11 protein-coding genes are annotated in these 15,606 nt (G+C 72.2%); 10 read left to right on the top strand and 1 reads right to left on the bottom strand.

Annotated features, from left to right (window positions below; translation table 11 throughout):
• The first annotated feature begins 139 nt into the window (after window positions 1–139).
• The 9 genes from ACIRJT_RS18030 (at window position 140) to ACIRJT_RS17990 (ending at window position 13,143) form a co-directional block, all read left to right on the top strand.
• Window positions 140–1,609 carry an aldehyde dehydrogenase family protein gene (locus ACIRJT_RS18030; protein WP_403910279.1) on the top strand — a complete coding sequence of 490 codons (1,470 nt, stop codon included), beginning with the start codon at window positions 140–142 and terminating at the stop codon, window positions 1,607–1,609.
• The gene (locus ACIRJT_RS18025; RefSeq protein ID WP_403910277.1) at window positions 1,606–3,210 is read left to right on the top strand and encodes an APC family permease; all 1,605 of its coding nucleotides are present in this window, start codon (window positions 1,606–1,608) and stop codon (window positions 3,208–3,210) included. The genes ACIRJT_RS18030 and ACIRJT_RS18025 overlap by 4 nt, the downstream gene beginning before the upstream one ends.
• A gap of 14 nt (window positions 3,211–3,224) precedes the next feature.
• On the top strand, window positions 3,225–4,784 hold the full coding sequence (locus tag ACIRJT_RS18020) for a GMC family oxidoreductase (protein ID WP_403910275.1): 1,560 nt from the start codon (window positions 3,225–3,227) through the stop codon (window positions 4,782–4,784).
• Between the two features lie 61 nt (window positions 4,785–4,845).
• Window positions 4,846–5,475 (top strand): alpha-ketoglutarate-dependent dioxygenase AlkB, encoded by a 630-nt coding sequence (locus ACIRJT_RS18015; RefSeq protein ID WP_403910273.1) that lies wholly within the window; start codon window positions 4,846–4,848, stop codon window positions 5,473–5,475.
• Between the two features lie 96 nt (window positions 5,476–5,571).
• Window positions 5,572–8,298, top strand: a complete 2,727-nt coding sequence (locus ACIRJT_RS18010; RefSeq protein ID WP_403910271.1) for a SpoIIE family protein phosphatase — start codon at window positions 5,572–5,574, stop codon at window positions 8,296–8,298.
• A 279-nt stretch (window positions 8,299–8,577) separates the two neighbouring features.
• Window positions 8,578–9,549, top strand: coding sequence for an ATP-binding cassette domain-containing protein (locus tag ACIRJT_RS18005; RefSeq protein ID WP_403910269.1), 972 nt, complete (start codon window positions 8,578–8,580; stop codon window positions 9,547–9,549).
• Window positions 9,546–10,385, top strand: coding sequence for an ABC transporter permease (locus tag ACIRJT_RS18000; RefSeq protein WP_403910267.1), 840 nt, complete (start codon window positions 9,546–9,548; stop codon window positions 10,383–10,385). The genes ACIRJT_RS18005 and ACIRJT_RS18000 overlap by 4 nt, the downstream gene beginning before the upstream one ends.
• Window positions 10,386–10,391: 6 nt before the next feature.
• Window positions 10,392–11,192, top strand: coding sequence for an ABC transporter permease (locus ACIRJT_RS17995; protein ID WP_403910265.1), 801 nt, complete (start codon window positions 10,392–10,394; stop codon window positions 11,190–11,192).
• Window positions 11,193–11,604: 412 nt separating this feature from the next.
• The gene (locus ACIRJT_RS17990; RefSeq protein WP_403910263.1) at window positions 11,605–13,143 is read left to right on the top strand and encodes an exopolysaccharide biosynthesis polyprenyl glycosylphosphotransferase; all 1,539 of its coding nucleotides are present in this window, start codon (window positions 11,605–11,607) and stop codon (window positions 13,141–13,143) included.
• A 74-nt stretch (window positions 13,144–13,217) separates the two neighbouring features.
• Here the strand turns inward: ACIRJT_RS17990 and ACIRJT_RS17985 are convergent, their stop codons facing one another.
• A complete protein-coding gene (locus tag ACIRJT_RS17985; protein ID WP_403910261.1) occupies window positions 13,218–14,201 on the bottom strand; it encodes a GDP-L-fucose synthase family protein in 984 nt (327 codons plus the stop codon).
• A 114-nt stretch (window positions 14,202–14,315) separates the two neighbouring features.
• On the opposite strand from ACIRJT_RS17985, the gene gmd reads away from it, so the two are divergent.
• A complete protein-coding gene (gene gmd / locus ACIRJT_RS17980; RefSeq protein ID WP_402025915.1) occupies window positions 14,316–15,329 on the top strand; it encodes a GDP-mannose 4,6-dehydratase in 1,014 nt (337 codons plus the stop codon).
• Window positions 15,330–15,606 lie beyond the last annotated feature (277 nt).

Raw genomic sequence — 15,606 nt, 5'->3', positions numbered from 1 at the left:
GCTCCGGCCGGCCCCGCCCGTACTGCGCTCCCGGGCGCACGACCTTACCGTCTGTGCTGACGTCGTCACACAGGCAGCCGGTCGTCGCGGAAGTCCGCACCTGGCGGGGCGCCCGTCCCACCCCGTACAGGAGGAACCCATGCCGGAGCTGTTCATCGATGGTCAGTGGACCGCCGCCGCCGAGGGGCGGACGCGGGAGATCCGCTGTCCGGCCGACGGCACACTGGTGGCAGAAGTCGACGAGGGCGGGGCCCAGGACGCCGCCGCGGCCGTCGCCGCGGCCCGGCGGGCCTTCGACCACGGGCCCTGGCCGGGGAGGCCGTCCGCCGAGCGGGGGCGGCTGCTGCTGCGGGTGGCGGAGCTGCTGGAGCGGGACAAGGACGTCTTCGCGCGGGCCGAGTCGCTGGACACGGGCAAGCGGCTGGTCGAGAGCGCCTACGACATGGACGACATCGCGCACTGCTTCCGCTACTTCGGCAACCTCGCCGCCGCCGGGGGCGCCGACCGGGTCGTCGACACCGGGAGCCCCGACACGGACAGCCGTGTCGTGCATGAGCCCGTCGGGGTCTGCACGCTCATCACGCCGTGGAACTATCCGCTGCTCCAGACCGCCTGGAAGGTCGCTCCCGCGCTCGCGGCCGGCAACACCTTTGTGCTCAAGCCGAGCGAGCTGACCCCGCACACGGCCGTCCTGCTCATGGGTCTCCTGACCGAGGCCGGGCTGCCGGACGGGGTCGCCAATCTGGTGCTGGGGGCCGGTGCCGTCGTGGGCGCGCCGCTGACCGAGGACCGGCGCGTGGACATGGTGTCGTTCACCGGAGGGCTCGCCACCGGGCGGCGCGTCATGGCCGCCGCTGCGCCCACCGTGAAGAAGGTCGCCCTGGAGCTGGGCGGCAAGAACCCCAACATCGTCTTCGCCGACGCCGACTTCGACACCGCCGTCGACTACGCGCTGATGGCGGTGTTCCTGCACGCGGGGCAGGTCTGCTCCGCCGGGGCGCGGCTCCTCGTGCAGGACGAGCTGCACGACCGGTTCACCGACGAGCTGGTGGCGCGGGCCCGCCGGATCCGGCTCGGCGGGCCGTTCGACGAGGACGCGCGCAGCGGGCCGCTGATCTCCGCCGCGCACCGCGACAAGGTCGAGGCCTACGTGGCCGGCGGCATCGCGGAGGGGGCGGTGCTGCGCTGCGGCGGGGCGCGGCCCGACGATCCTGCGCTGGCGAGCGGCTTCTACTACCCGCCCACCGTGCTGGACGAGTGCGCGACCTCGATGTCCGTGGTCCAGGACGAGTCGTTCGGACCGGTGCTCACCGTCGAACGGTTCCGGGACGAGGACGACGCGGTCCGGCTGGCCAACGACACCGTGTACGGGCTGGCGGGCGCCGTGTGGACGCAGGACGGAGGGCGCGCCCACCGGGTGGCCTCACGGCTGCGGGCGGGCACCGTGTGGATCAACGACTTCCACCCCTACGTACCGCAGGCGGAGTGGGGCGGTATGAAGCAGTCCGGCTTCGGACGCGAGCTGGGTCCGGCCGGGCTGGCCGAGTACCAGGAGGCCAAGCACATCTGGCGCAATGTCGCGGCGGTTCCCCAACGGTGGTTCGAGTGAGCGCGGAAAGCGGTCCGGACCGGGGTCCCGCGGCTGAGGTCCGCAGTCGCGACCAGGACGACGACGACACGCTCGGCGAGCTGGGCTACCGGCCCGAACTGCGGCGTACGCTCGGCAACTTCCACACCTTCGCCGCCGGGATCAGCTACATCTCGATCCTGACGGGCACGTTCCAGCTGTTCTACTTCGGCGTCAGTTTCGGCGGTCCCGCCTACTGGTGGTCCTGGCCGATGGTCTTCTGCGGGCAGCTGATGGTGGCGCTGTGCTTCTGCGAGCTGGCGGCCCGCTATCCGGTGGCCGGTTCGATCTACAACTGGGCCAAGAGGATGGGTGGTCCGCACGTCGGCTGGCTCGGCGGCTGGATGATGATGACGGCCACCATGGTCACCCTGTCGGCCGTGGCGCTGGCCTACCAGATCACGCTGCCGCAGATCGACGACCGGTTCCAGTTCGTGGGCGACGGGCGCGGCAGGAACGACCAGGCGGCCAACGCCGTGCTGCTGGGCAGCGTGCTGATCCTGTTCTCCACACTGGTGAACGCGTTCGGGGTCAAGCTCATGGCCCGGATCAACTCCGCGGGCGTCTTCATCGAACTGATCGCCGCCGTCCTGCTCATCATCTTCCTGGCGGCCCACATCACCCGTGGTCCCGGCACCGCCCTGACGGAGACGTACGGACTGGGCAGCGGCCGGTCGCTGGGCTACTTCGGCGCGTTCCTCACCGCGTCGCTGGCCTCGGCCTATGTGATGTACGGCTTCGACACCGCGTCCTCGCTCGGCGAGGAGTCGCACGATCCGGGCCGCAACGCGCCCCGCGCCATTCTGCGGGCGCTGATCGCGTCGTTCCTGATCGGCGCGTTCATCCTGCTGTTCGCGCTGCTGGCGGTACCGGACCTCAAGGCCGAGGAACTGTCGACGGGCGGATTGCAGTACGTGGTGCCGGCGACGCTCGGCGACACCGTCGGTGAGGTCTTCCTCTGGGCGGTGGTCGTCGCGATCACGGTCTGTGTGCTGGCGGTGCAGGCCGCCGGGATCCGGCTGATGTTCGCCATGGCGCGGGACAACAACCTGCCCGCCGGGTCGAAGCTGGCCAGGGTCAGCCCCCGCTTCGGGACGCCCGTGGTGCCCGCCGTGCTGATCGGGGTGGTCGGCGTCGTCATCCTGGTGGTGAACATCAACCAGCCGCAGATCTTCTCGGTGATCACCAGCATCGCGATCATCATGATCTACGTGGCCTATCTGCTGGTCACCGTGCCCATGCTGCTGCGTCGGCTGCGCGGCGGCTGGGAGCCGCGCGAGGGCGCGTTCTCGCTGGGTCGCTGGGGGCTGCCGGTCAACGTCGCCGCCGTGCTCTGGGGCGCGGCCATGTCGCTCAACCTGGCCTGGCCGCGCGCCGAGGTGTACAACGCGACCGGCCCGCAGCACTGGTATCTGCGCTGGGGCGCGTTCCTGTTCATCGGCGTCGTCGCGGTCGGCGGCTTCGCCTACTACTGGTTCGTCCAGCGGCACCGTACCGGCGTGCTCGCCGAGCACCGGTCCGGGACACCGGACCCCGCCGACCCCGGGGCCCCCGCCGCTCCCCCGTCCCCGCCGGCCGCCTGAACCCTGGAGTCGTGATGCCCGACGCGAGCCCCCGTTCCGTGTTCGACTACGTCGTGGTCGGCGGCGGTACGGCCGGAGCGGTCATCGCCGCCCGGCTCACCGAGGATCCCGCCGTCACCGTCTGCGTACTGGAGGCGGGCCCCTCCGACGTGGGGGACGAGAGCGTCCTGCGGCTGGACCGGTGGATGGCCCTGCTGGAGTCCGGTTACGACTGGGACTATCCGGTGGAGCCGCAGGCGCGGGGCAACAGCTTCCTGCGGCACGCCCGTGCCAAGGTGCTCGGCGGCTGTTCCTCGCACAACTCGTGCATCGCCTTCTGGGCCCCGGCCGAGGACCTCGACGCGTGGGGAGCCCTGGGCTGTACGGGGTGGAGCGCGGCGGACTGCTTCCCGCTGTACCGGCGGCTGGAGACCAACGACGCGCCCGGCGACCACCACGGCCGCTCGGGTCCGGTCACCATCCGGACCGTGCCGCCGCTCGATCCCTGCGGCGGCGCCCTGCTGTCGGCCTGCGCGGCGGCCGGCATCCCCACCGTCCCGTTCAACACGGGCTCCACGGTGATCCGGGGCGCGCACTGGTTCCAGATCAACGCCCGCGAGGACGGCACCCGCTCCTCGGCCTCGGTGTCGTACCTGCACCCCGTGCTGGGGAAGCGGCCCAACCTGGAGGTACGGACGGGGCTCCAGGCCAAGCGGCTGCTGTTCCAGGGCGAGCGATGCTCCGGGGTGGAATACCTGGAGCCCGACACCGTCCACAGCGGGAGCGTGGACGCCCGGCGCGAGGTGATCGTCTCCTGCGGGGCGATCGACTCCCCGAAGCTGCTGATGCTGTCCGGCATCGGCCCGGCAGGGCATCTGCGGGACACCGGGGTGGACGTGCGGGTGGACTCGCCCGGCGTCGGCTCGCACCTCCAGGACCACCCGGAGGGCGTGATCATGTGGGAGGCGAAGCGGCCCATGGTCACCGCCTCCACCCAGTGGTGGGAGATCGGGATCTTCGCGGACACCGAGCCGGGCCTCGACCGGGCGGACCTGATGTTCCACTACGGCTCGGTGCCGTTCGACCTGAACACCTACCGGCGCGGCTACCCGACCTCGGACAACGCGTTCTGCCTGACCCCGAACGTCACCCGCGCCCGGTCCCGGGGCACGGTGCGGCTGCGGACCCGGGACTTCCGGGACAAGCCCCGGGTCGATCCGCGCTACTTCACCGACGAGCACGACGTACGGGTGATGACGTACGGGCTGCGGCTGGCGCGGGAGATCGTGGCGCAGCCCCCGATGGCCGACTGGGCCGGCGCGGAGCTGGCTCCGGGGCCGGGCGCGACCACGGACGCGGAGCTGTTCGCCTACGTCCGCGAGACGCACAACACCGTGTACCACCCGGCCGGAACCGTCCGCATGGGCCCGGCGGGCGACCCGGACTCGCCGCTCGACCCGCGGTTGCGGGTCAAGGGGGTGACAGGGCTGCGGGTGGCCGACGCGTCCGTCATGCCGGTCCTGCCGACGGTCAATCCGTGCATCACCACGATGATGATCGGCGAGAAGTGCGCCGATCTGATCGGGGAGGGCTGAGCCGGAGTTCCACCGCCGAACAATATTCGCACACATGCTCGAATAACGTTACGCTCTCCCCATGGCCGTACACCTGCAAAGCTCGCTTTTCGACCAGGAGGCCGAGGTCGGAACCGACTCCCTGAGCGGACTGCGGCGTACCGATCTGGGGCACGGGGCATGGATGGACGTGCTGCCGCAATGGCTCCGGGGCGCGGACACCCTGTTCGAGACGCTGGTCCGCGAGGTCGACTGGCGGGCCGAGCAGCGCGTCATGTACGAGCGCGTGGTGGCGGTCCCCCGGCTGCTGGCCTTCTTCGGCCGCCACGATCCCCTGCCGCATCCGGCCCTGGAGGCCGCCCGCACCGCGCTGAGCAGGCACTACGCCGCCGAGCTGGGCGAACCGTTCACCACGGCGGGGCTGTGCTTCTACCGGGACGGGCGGGACGGGGTCGCCTGGCACGGCGACACCATCGGCCGGGGAAGCACCGAGGACACGATGGTCGCGATCCTCTCCCTGGGAGCCCCCCGGCACCTCGCGCTGCGGCCGCGCCGCCCGGGACCCGCCCCCGTCCGCAGGCCGCTCGGGCACGGCGACCTGATCGTCATGGGCGGCAGTTGCCAGCGCACCTGGGAGCACGCGGTCCCCAAGACCGCGCGGGCCGTCGGACCGCGCATCAGCGTGCAGTTCCGGCCCGACGGGGTGCGCTGAGCCCGGTGCCCGGCGGGCGCGGCCCGGATCACCGCGGTTGTGCCGACCTGGGGCAGGGCGGATTCTGAGGGTAATGAACCGGGCCGGTGTCGCGCCGTGAGCGCGGCGAGCACGGCGGAGAGCGCCGATTTCCGCGGCCCCCTGGACATCACCAGGGCGGCCACGATGGTCCTGGACGCCGAGAGCACCGTCATCGGCTGGAGCCCCGCCGCAGCCGAGCTTCTCGGCTACGACCCCTCCGAGGCCCTGGGGCGGCCCCTGACCGCGTTCCTCTCGGTGCGCCCGGCCAGCGGCGTCCTCCCGGCGGAAGCGGCCGGGATGACCGGCCCCGGCCCCGGCCCATCGTCGCTCATCGGCAACGAGATCCATGTGGCACGCACCCGGGACGGCCGTGAGCTGCTGGTGGCGACGGCGACCTGTCCGCTGCCCGGCGGAGCCGGGGTGCGCGGCCCCGGCGCGCCGGACCGGATCCTGGTGGCGGCCGAGGTGGAGGCGCTGCGGCACTGGGAGGCACGGCTCGCCCTGCTCCAGGGGCTGGCCACCCAGTCGCCCGTCGGTCTGGCCATCTACGGCGCCGACCTGCGGCTGAGCTGGAGCAACACCGCCTTCGAGCGGGAGATGGGGCAGCCGCTGGCGGCGTTCCGGGGCAGGCGGGCCGAGGAGTTGTACGGGGCGGGCTCCTTCGTGACCCCCGGCTATCCGCACACACTCGCCGGCGTCATGCGTCAGGTGCTCGACACCGGTGAGCCGGTCCTGGACCTGCACTTCCGGGGGCGGCCGCCCAGCGACCCGGGAACGGACCACCTGTGGTCCTGCGCGTACTACCGGCTGGAGGACTCCCACGGGCATGTGCTCGGCGTGTGCGAGGACGCGTTCGACATCACCGACCGCTACCGGGTCCAGGAGCGGTTGACCCTCCTCGTCGAGGCCGGCCGGCGCATCGGCACGGTCCTGGACGTGGCCACCACCGCCGAGGAGATCGCCGCGGTGGCTGTGCCGGACTTCGCCGTCACCGTACGGGTCGATGTCACCCGGGCGGCCGTGACCGGGGAGACCGCGGCGGTGGGCAGCCCGGCGGACATGACCCTGCTGCGGGTGGCGGAACGGTCGGCGCCGGGGTCCGGTACACCGGATCCCGGCCTGCCGGGGGCGGAGCAGTCGGAGGGCGGGCAGGCGGGGACGGATCTCCCGGGTGCGGGCGGCCTCCGGGAGACCGGCCCACCCGGAACAGCGCGGGGCCCCGGCGAGCCGCGGCATCCGCATCCGCCTACGCCCCCGCATCCGTCCCCGTCTCCGTATCCATCTCCGCCTCCGTCCCCGTCTCCGTCTCCGTATCCATCTCCGCCTCCGTCCCCGTCTCCGTATCCATCTCCGCCTCCGTCCCCGTCTCCGCCTTCGTCTCCATATCCGCCGGTCGCGTATCCGCCCGGATCGCCGCAGCACCGCAGCCTGTCCTCGGGCGGGCTCGTGCTCGACGAGGGCACCCTGGTCGTCCCGTTGCGGGCCGGGGGCGGCATCCTGGGGCTCGTCACCTTCGACCGGGGCGCGGGCCCCGGCGCCCCGGGCCGGCCGCTCGGCCCCGACCGGGCGACCACGTTCGACAGCGGCGAGGTCGCCCTGGCCGACGAGCTGGCGGCCCGGACCGCCGTCTGCATCGACAACGCGCGCCGCTACACGCGCGAGCGCACCGCCTCCCTCGCCCTCCAGCGGCAGTTGCTGCCCCATCACCTGCCGCCGCGGTCCGCCGTCGAGACCGCCTACCGCTACCTGCCGGCCGACGACGTGAGCGGCGTCGGCGGGGACTGGTTCGACGTGATCCCGCTGTCCGGGACCCGGGTCGGCCTCGTGGTGGGGGACGTGGTCGGGCACGGGCTCCGGGCGGCCGCCACGATGGGCCGGCTCCGCACCTCCGTACGGGCCTTCGCCCAGCTCGACATGGCCCCCGACGAGCTGCTGACGCGGCTGGACGATCTGGTGGGACAGCCGGCGGAGGACCGGCCGGACGCGTGCGGCGGGCCGGTCGAGACCTACGACGTGACCACCGGGGCGACCTGCCTGTACGCCGTCTACGATCCGGTCTCCCGGCGTTGCGTCATGGCCCGGGCCGGACATCTGCCGCCGGCGATCGTCGGCCCGGGAGGCCAGGTGTCGTTCCCGGACCTGCCCGCCGGGCCGCCGCTCGGTCTCGGCGGGCTGCCGTTCGAGTCGATGGAGATCGACCTGCCCGTGGACAGCCTGCTGGCGCTCTTCACCGACGGCCTGGTCGAGGCCCGGGACCACGACGTCGGACACGGCCTCGACACACTGGGCCGGGTACTCGGCGACCGCTCGGCGTCACTGGAGGAGCTGTGCGACCGGGTGGTGTCCGAGCTGGTGCCCGGCGGCACGAGCACCGACGACACCGCCCTCCTCCTGGTCCGCACCCGCGAACTCGACGCGGAACGGGTGGCCGACTGGGAGCTGACCGCCGAACCGGTGTCGGTGGGCCGCGCCCGCGAGCTGGCCACCGGACAGCTGGAGGCCTGGGGTCTGGAGGAGCTGGTGTTCGCGACCCAGCTGGTCGTCAGCGAGCTGGTCACCAACGCGGTCCGGCACGCGGGCGGGCCGCTGGGGCTGCGCCTCGTCCGGGACCGCACCCTGGTGTGCGAGGTCGCGGACACCGGCCACACCTCCCCGCACCTGCGGCACAGCGAGGCGGACGACGAGGGCGGTCGCGGACTCTTCATCGTGGCGCAGCTCGTCCAGCGGTGGGGCACGCGGTACACCCCGACCGGGAAGACCATCTGGACCGAGCAGACCCTGCCGCCGCCCGGAACCGGCTGACCCGGACCGCCCGGAAGGCACCGCCCGCGACCGGCGCCACGGTGATGACGGCAACTCCCGCGGTTGCGCCATTCGTTGGTGCCGGATTGCTGATCCACCGGCGCGCCAGGAGGCGCGCGGACGGCACGTTCTGAACCCTCGGAACATCGCCCGCCCCTCGGGTCGGGCGGGGCGAAGACCCACCCGACGGAAATTGATTGGACTAGACCAAGCTCGCGTGTGCACACTCTCAGCCCGACCTCGCCCGACAGGGCACGGCCCGCTCCAGGAGAGGCACACATGCCCGTCATCGAGGTGGCAGACCTCGTCAAGGAGTTCAGCCGGCCCAGACGGCAGGAGGGCGCCTTCGCGGGCATCCGCACGCTGCTGACACGCGAACAGATCGTCAAGCGTGCGGTCGACGGCGTGGACTTCACGGTCCAGCAGGGCGAGATGGTCGGATATCTCGGCCCCAACGGTGCGGGGAAGTCCACCACCATCAAGATGCTCACCGGCATCCTCGTGCCCACGTCCGGCACGGTCACGGTCGCCGGCGCCACGCCCTGGCGAGACCGGTCCCGCAACGCCCGCCGGATAGGCGTGGTCTTCGGCCAGCGCAGCCAGCTCTGGTGGGACCTGCCACTGCGCGACTCGCTCTGGCTGATCAGCCGTCTCTACGATGTGCCGCAGGCCCGGTTCCTGGAGAAGCAGCGGCAGTTCAGCGAGGTGCTCGACCTCGGTCCGTTCCTCGACACCCCCGTCCGCCAGCTCTCCCTGGGCCAGAGGATGCGCGGCGACCTCGCCGCCGCGATGCTCTACGACCCGGACATCCTCTACCTGGACGAGCCGACCGTCGGGCTCGACGTCATCGCCAAGGAGCGGATACGCACCTTCGTCGGGGAGCTGAACCGCGAGTCGGGTACCACGGTCGTCCTCACCACCCACGACCTCGACGACGTCGAGGAACTCTGCGACCGGATCATCCTCATCGACCACGGCAAGGTCGCCTACGACGGCGCGGTGGACGAGCTGAAGAGCCGCTACGCCCCGCACCGCGAACTCGTGGTGCAGACCGATCGGCTGGAGAGCGTCGAGGGCGCGGAGGTCGTCCGCCGCGAGGGCGGCAAGGTGTGGCTGCGCTTCGACCCCGTCCGCACACCACCCGCCGAACTGGTGGCCGCGGTGCTGGCACAGCACCGGGTGACCGACCTGTCGATCGTGGAACCCGAGCTGGAGAGCGTCATCCACCGGATCTACGCGGACCGCGGATGACCGCCCCGACGGCCCGCGCCGCCGCGAAGCAGCCGTCCTGGACGCCGCTGCGGGCCCATCTCGCGTGCGCCCGCATTGAGTTCCGCGCCGCCCTCACCTACCGCACGGCCTATCTGTCGTCCTTCGCGATGATGCTCCTCCAGATCTGGTTGCTGACGGTGGTCTGGAAGGCCTTCTACGACGGCCGTGAGGAGGTGGACGGGCTCAGCCTCACCACCATGACGGCGTACGCGACACTGACGACGCTCCAGTACCAGCTCGTCAGCCCGTGGCGGTCCTCACCCATCGACCAGCGGGTGCGGGAGGGCAAGGTCGCGGTGGATCTGCTGCGGCCCATCGGCTTCCCCGGGCAGATGCTCGCCGGCCAGCTCGGGTGGGCTTCGGCCGCGGTCCCGGTCCTGCTGGTGGCGCTGCCGTTCGCGTTGCTGGTCGGCGCGGGCCAGGCACCTGCCTCGGTGGCCGCGGGGATCGCCTACCCGGCGGCGCTGATCGGCGCGCTGCTCGTGAACCAGCTGCTCGGGCTGCTGCTCGGCATGATCTCCTTCTGGACCCTGGAGGTGAGCGGCGCCCTCATGGCCTACCGCTTCGTCGCACAGTTCTTCTCCGGGGCCCTGATCCCGTTGTGGTTCATGCCCGGCCCGGTCAGGGCCGCCGCGGAGTGGCTGCCCTTCCAGGCCACCGCCTACACCCCGGCGGCCGTCTACTTGGGCCAGGTCGAGGGGGCCGGCATCGCGGCCGCCCTCGGGGTCCAGCTCGCGTGGATCGCCGCGCTCGGCGCACTGGCCGCGTTCGTCTGGTCGCGCGCCCGGCGCCGCGTCATGTCGCAGGGGGGATGAGAGGTGATGCGAGGTCTGCGCGTCTATCTCCTGCTGGCCGGTGCGGCGTTCCGCGCCGAGTTCCAGTACCGGGGGAACCTGTTCATCAACATCATCGGCGGCCTGTTCTACCAGGGGGTCGGTCTGGCCTTCATCTGGGCGGTCCTGGACCGCTTCGGGCAGGTCGGCGGCTGGGGCCTGGGGGAGATCGCCTTTCTCTACGGAATGAGGCTCACCGCCCACGGCCTGTGGCTGCTCCCCGGTCACCAGCTGATCCACGTCGACGAGGTCGTCATCGAGGGCGAGTACGACCGCTACCTCGTCCGTCCGGTGCCGCCGCTGGTTCAGCTCCTCACCCGCAGGGTGCGGCTGAGCTCGCTCGGTGACCTGGCGGGCGGTGCGGTTCTCCTGTCCATCGCCTCGGCCTCCGCGCCGGTCGACTGGTCGCCGCTGGCCGTCTGCTTCCTCCTGCTCGCGGTGGTGGGCGGCGCCCTGGTGGAAGGCGCGCTGCAACTGGCCGCCTCCGCACTGGTCTTCAGGATGAAGAGGGTCTCCCCCATCAAGTTCGCCATCGACATGATCTTCAGCGACTTCGGCAACTACCCGCTGAAGATCTTCGGCCCGGTGGCCGGTTTCGGGCTGACCTTCGTCTTCCCGCTGGCCTTCGTGGCCTATCTGCCGGCGACCGTGCTGATGGACCGGGAGGAGGAACTCGCCGTACCGGAATGGCTCGCCTGGGGCACGCCGGGCATCGGCGTCGCGCTCATGTATGCCGCGTACCGCTTCTGGGAGCGGCAGTCCCGGCATTACGAGAGCAGCGGGCACTGAGCGGACCGCGCAGGCGGCGCCTGCGCGGCAGGCGCGGAGCTCCGGGCACGGGCTCTGCGGCTGCTCGCCGACCCGCCCGGCCGACCCCGAGGGCCGGGAGGGCCCGCCCGCCTGCCGGTTCGCGCGCTCCCTGCGGAGCGCACCTGAGCCAGAGCCGCCGCGGGCCGCTCCCGGTGACAACCGGCACAAGCGCTTACCCGTCTGTCGCTCCATCAACATCCTTTGGCACAAGGCGACATCAGTAGGTTCCGGGCGATCGGAGATGTCTGGACCGAGCCGCCTGAACTTCACGGGAACTCCAGCGAAATGGCACGTGTGTGGATATCGTGCACCGAGCGAGGGCGCGTCCGTCAGTCCACGGGATCGGCGGATGCGTCACGTTTGTGGGGGTGCGACTGTGACTGGGGGGTTCATGGGGCATGTCGAAATACCTGATACCGACCTATCCGGACCGGTGGGGCTCCGGGGCGCGCCGCGCCCCCGCACCGCCGCGTCCCGGAACCGCACGGCGGCCCTGGAACAGCTGTGGAGGGCCCCGACAGCACAGCGCGACCCGGCCGGCCGACCGCCGGTCCGGCGGAAGCCGGCGCCCGGCCCGGCCTTCGCCGCGCTGACCGACCTGGTGGGCCTGGCCGGTCCGGCCTGGCTGCTGCTGCGTGCGGGCGACCAGCCGCGCCCGGTGACGGCCGCCGCGGTGGCGGGGCTGGTCTGGGTCGGGCTGCGTGGCGTCCGGGGGCGGTACGCGGACCGGCCGGCGGCCGGGTCCGGCGTGCTCGGCCCGGTCGGGGACTGGCTGGTGCTCATCGGCCTGCTGGCCGTCCTGCACACGGCGGCGGGAAGCCCGGTGGACCCGGCCGCGGCCGTCGTGGCCGTGGCGCCGGGGCTGCTGGTCGCCACGGCGGCGGCGGGGCTGCGCCGGTGGCCGCGCTCCGGGCGCCGGGTCCGCAGGGTGCTGATGGTCGGCGAGGCGTCGGGCGTCGGGCGGGCGGCCGAGCTGCTCAACTCCCGTACGGACCACGACTACCGCTTGGTCGCCGCCATACCGGTGGGCACCGCCCGGCTGGAGCTGGACGGTGTGCAGGTGCCGGGGCGCCTCGGGTCCTGCCCGGCCGACGACGACGTGACCACGGTGCTCGGCGGGGTCTACGCCCACGCGGCGGACCTGGTGCTGGTGGCTCCCGGGCCGCAGCTGACCGGCGACCGGCTGCGCCGGCTCGGCTGGGGTCTGCACGACGGCGGCGTCGCGCTGTCCGTGGTCTCGGAGCTGTCCGGGGTGACGGCCGAACGGGTGCGACCCGTCACCGCGGCCGGGCTCACCCTGCTGCACATCGCGCCGCCGCTGCGCGGGGGCCCGCAGGCGGTGCTGAAGAACGTGCTGGACCGCACGGGGGCCCTGTTCGGGCTGCTGGCCCTGGCCCCGATGCTCCTGGCGGTGGCCCTGAGCATCCGGCTGTCCTCGCGGGGACCGGTCTTCCACCGGCAGATCCGGCAGGGACAGCACGACCGGCCCTTCACCATGTGGAAGTTCCGCACGATGGTGGCGGACGCGGAGAGCCTCAAGGCGCAGCTCGTCGCGGCCAACGAGGTCGACGGCCCGCTGTTCAAGATGCGCAGCGACCCTCGGGTGACGCCGGTCGGGCGGCTGTTGCGGCGGACCTCGATCGATGAGCTTCCGCAACTGCTCAATGTGCTGCTGGGGCACATGTCACTGGTGGGCCCGCGCCCGCCGCTGCCGGAGGAGGCGTCGCGGTACGACGAGCGGGAGCACCGCCGGCTCACCGTGAAACCGGGGCTGACCGGCCTGTGGCAGGTGAGCGGCCGCTCCGATCTGACCTGGCCGGAGACCGTCTCGCTGGACCTCTGGTACGTCGACAACTGGTCGGTCTCCGCCGACCTGGGTCTACTCGCCCGTACGGTGCGCGCCGTCGCCGACGGCCGCGGGGCCTACTGAGGGCGGCGGGCGTGCGGATACGAGGAGCGCGGCCGGAGCGCCGCCGCGAGGGACCACTCCGCGGCGGCGAACGGTCAACGTCCGGGCGGGAGTTGCCCGAGCCACCAGGCGTAGGTACGGGCGATGCCGTCACGCAGCGGGATCCGCGGCGTGAAGCCGAGGGAGGAGAGGCGCGTGACGTCGAGCAGCTTGCGGGGCGTCCCGTCCGGCTTCGAGGTGTCCCAGCGGACACTGCCCTGATAGCCCGTCACCTCGGCGACGGTCTCCGCGAGTTCGCGGATGGACAGGTCGTCGCCGCAGCCGATGTTGACGGGTTCGTCGCCGTCGTAGGCCTCCAGCAGGCGCACACAGGCGGCGGCGAGGTCGTCGACATGGAGGAACTCGCGGCGCGGGGAACCGGAGCCCCACAGGGTCACCTCGGGCGCCCCGTCCCGCCGCGCCTCGTGGAAGCGGCGGATCAGCGCGGGCAGCACGTGCGAGGTCTCCAGGTCGAAGTTGTCGCCGGGCCCGTAGAGATTGGTGGGCATGGCGCTGATGTAGGAGGCGCCGTACTGCCGTCGGTAGGACTGGGTCTGGACGATTCCGGCGATCTTGGCGAGGGCGTAGGCCTCGTTGGTGGGCTCCAGCCGGCCGGTGAGCAGCGCGTCCTCGCGGATCGGCTGGGGCGCGAGCCGGGGGTAGATACACGAGGAGCCGAGGAAGAGCAGCCGCTCGGTCCCGGCCGCGTGCGCGCCGGCGATCACGCTGAGCTGGATGCGCAGGTTGTCCTCCAGGAACTGCACCGGGTAAGTGCTGTTGGCCATGATCCCGCCGACCTTGGCGGCGGCCAGCACCACGGCGTCCGGGCGGACCTCCTTCAGATACGTCCCGGTCCGCGCGGCGTCGCGCAGGTCGAGGAGGTCGCGGCCGCGGGTGAGCACCTCGTGGCCGTCTTCGGCGAGGCGGCGGGCCACCGCCGAGCCGACCAGACCGCGGTGTCCCGCGACGAATACGCGGGAGCCGGGTCGCAGTAGGGGGCGGGCGGATTCCTGGGAGGGGACGGGGAGTTCGGTCGTCATGGCTCGGATTGTGCCAGCAGAGAGGGACTGCGGTGACACTTCGCCGCAGAACGTCCCAATTCAGATATGTCGGTGAACGTCGCCGCCGAGGCGATCAGCAGAGAAGGGGGAATCGTGGCGAAGACCGCGCTCATCACCGGAGTGACCGGCCAGGACGGTTCGTATCTGGCCGAGTTGCTGCTCGACAAGGGGTACACGGTGCACGGGCTCATACGCCGTTCCTCCAGCTTCAACACCGAGCGGATCGACCACATCTACCAGGGACCCGAGGAGCCGGAGCGCTCCTTCGTCCTGCATCACGCGGACCTGTCCGACGGTGTGGCGCTGGTGAACCTGCTGCGCGACATCCAGCCCGACGAGGTCTACAACCTGGGCGCGCAGTCGCATGTGCGGGTGTCCTTCGACGCCCCGCTGTACACCGGGGACGTCACGGGCCTGGGCACCATCCGGCTCCTGGAGGCGGTCCGGGCCAGCGGCATCGAGACCCGGATCTACCAGGCCTCGTCCTCCGAGATGTTCGGCGCCAGCCCGCCCCCGCAGAACGAGAACACCGCGTTCCACCCGCGCAGCCCGTACAGCGTGGCGAAGGTCTACGCCTACTGGGCCACGGTCAACTACCGCGAGGCGTACGACATGTTCGCGGTGAACGGGATCCTCTTCAACCACGAGTCGCCGCGCCGGGGCGAGACCTTCGTGACCCGGAAGATCACCCGTGGCGTGGCCCGGATCAAGGCCGGGCTCCAGGACCGGCTGCACCTGGGCAACCTCGACGCGGTCCGGGACTGGGGGTACGCGCCGGAGTACGTGGACGCCATGTGGCGGATGCTCCAGTGCGACACGCCCGACGACTACGTGGTCGCCACCGGGGAGGGCGTCAGCGTCCGGCAGTTCGTGGAGTTCGCCTTCGAGCACGCGGGGCTGGACTGGCGCGAGCACGTGCGCTACGACCCGAAGTACGAACGCCCCAGCGAGGTCGACGCGCTGATCGGAGACGCGTCCAAGGCCGAGGAACTGCTGGGCTGGAAGCCCGAGGTGAGGTCGCGCGAGCTGGCCCGCATCATGGTCGACGCCGACGTCCGCCGACTGGACGACCAACTGAGCGGCGCCGCCGTCCGGGTGGACAGGTGAACGGGCCGGGCGGCACGTTCCCGCGCGTCCGCCCGGCGGCCCGCTCCGGACCGATGGCCTCCTGCGCCGACGGCGGCTGCGTGGTGCCGTTCACCGGCGCCCGCGCCGCGTCGTCGGCCACCCCCAACTCCCGGCCGGCGCCAGCCGCGCCCGTGCTCGGGACGATCACCGGCGCGACCGCCGTCTCCACCGGCTCCCCGGTGGAGCTCACCGCGCCGGCACCGGGCGGAGCCCTCGGCTCCGCCTACTCACTCACCCGACCGGCAGCGCGACGGAC

This window comes from Streptomyces sp. NPDC102283, from assembly GCF_044766265.1.
In the GTDB taxonomy this organism is placed as follows: Bacteria; Actinomycetota; Actinomycetes; order Streptomycetales; family Streptomycetaceae; genus Streptomyces.
This window is presented reverse-complemented; position numbering and strand designations above follow the sequence as displayed.

Excerpts from the sequence above, each read along its gene's own strand:
- ACIRJT_RS18030 (WP_403910279.1), top strand. The coding sequence starts at position 140 with ATGCCGGAGCTGTTCATCGATGGTCAGTGGACCGCCGCCGCCGAGGGG.
- ACIRJT_RS18020 (WP_403910275.1), top strand. The coding sequence starts at position 3,225 with ATGCCCGACGCGAGCCCCCGTTCCGTGTTCGACTACGTCGTGGTCGGC.
- ACIRJT_RS18015 (WP_403910273.1), top strand. The coding sequence starts at position 4,846 with ATGGCCGTACACCTGCAAAGCTCGCTTTTCGACCAGGAGGCCGAGGTC.
- ACIRJT_RS18005 (WP_403910269.1), top strand. The coding sequence starts at position 8,578 with ATGCCCGTCATCGAGGTGGCAGACCTCGTCAAGGAGTTCAGCCGGCCC.
- ACIRJT_RS18000 (WP_403910267.1), top strand. The coding sequence starts at position 9,546 with ATGACCGCCCCGACGGCCCGCGCCGCCGCGAAGCAGCCGTCCTGGACG.
- ACIRJT_RS17995 (WP_403910265.1), top strand. The coding sequence starts at position 10,392 with ATGCGAGGTCTGCGCGTCTATCTCCTGCTGGCCGGTGCGGCGTTCCGC.
- ACIRJT_RS17990 (WP_403910263.1), top strand. The coding sequence starts at position 11,605 with ATGGGGCATGTCGAAATACCTGATACCGACCTATCCGGACCGGTGGGG.
- ACIRJT_RS17985 (WP_403910261.1), bottom strand. The coding sequence starts at position 14,201 with ATGACGACCGAACTCCCCGTCCCCTCCCAGGAATCCGCCCGCCCCCTA.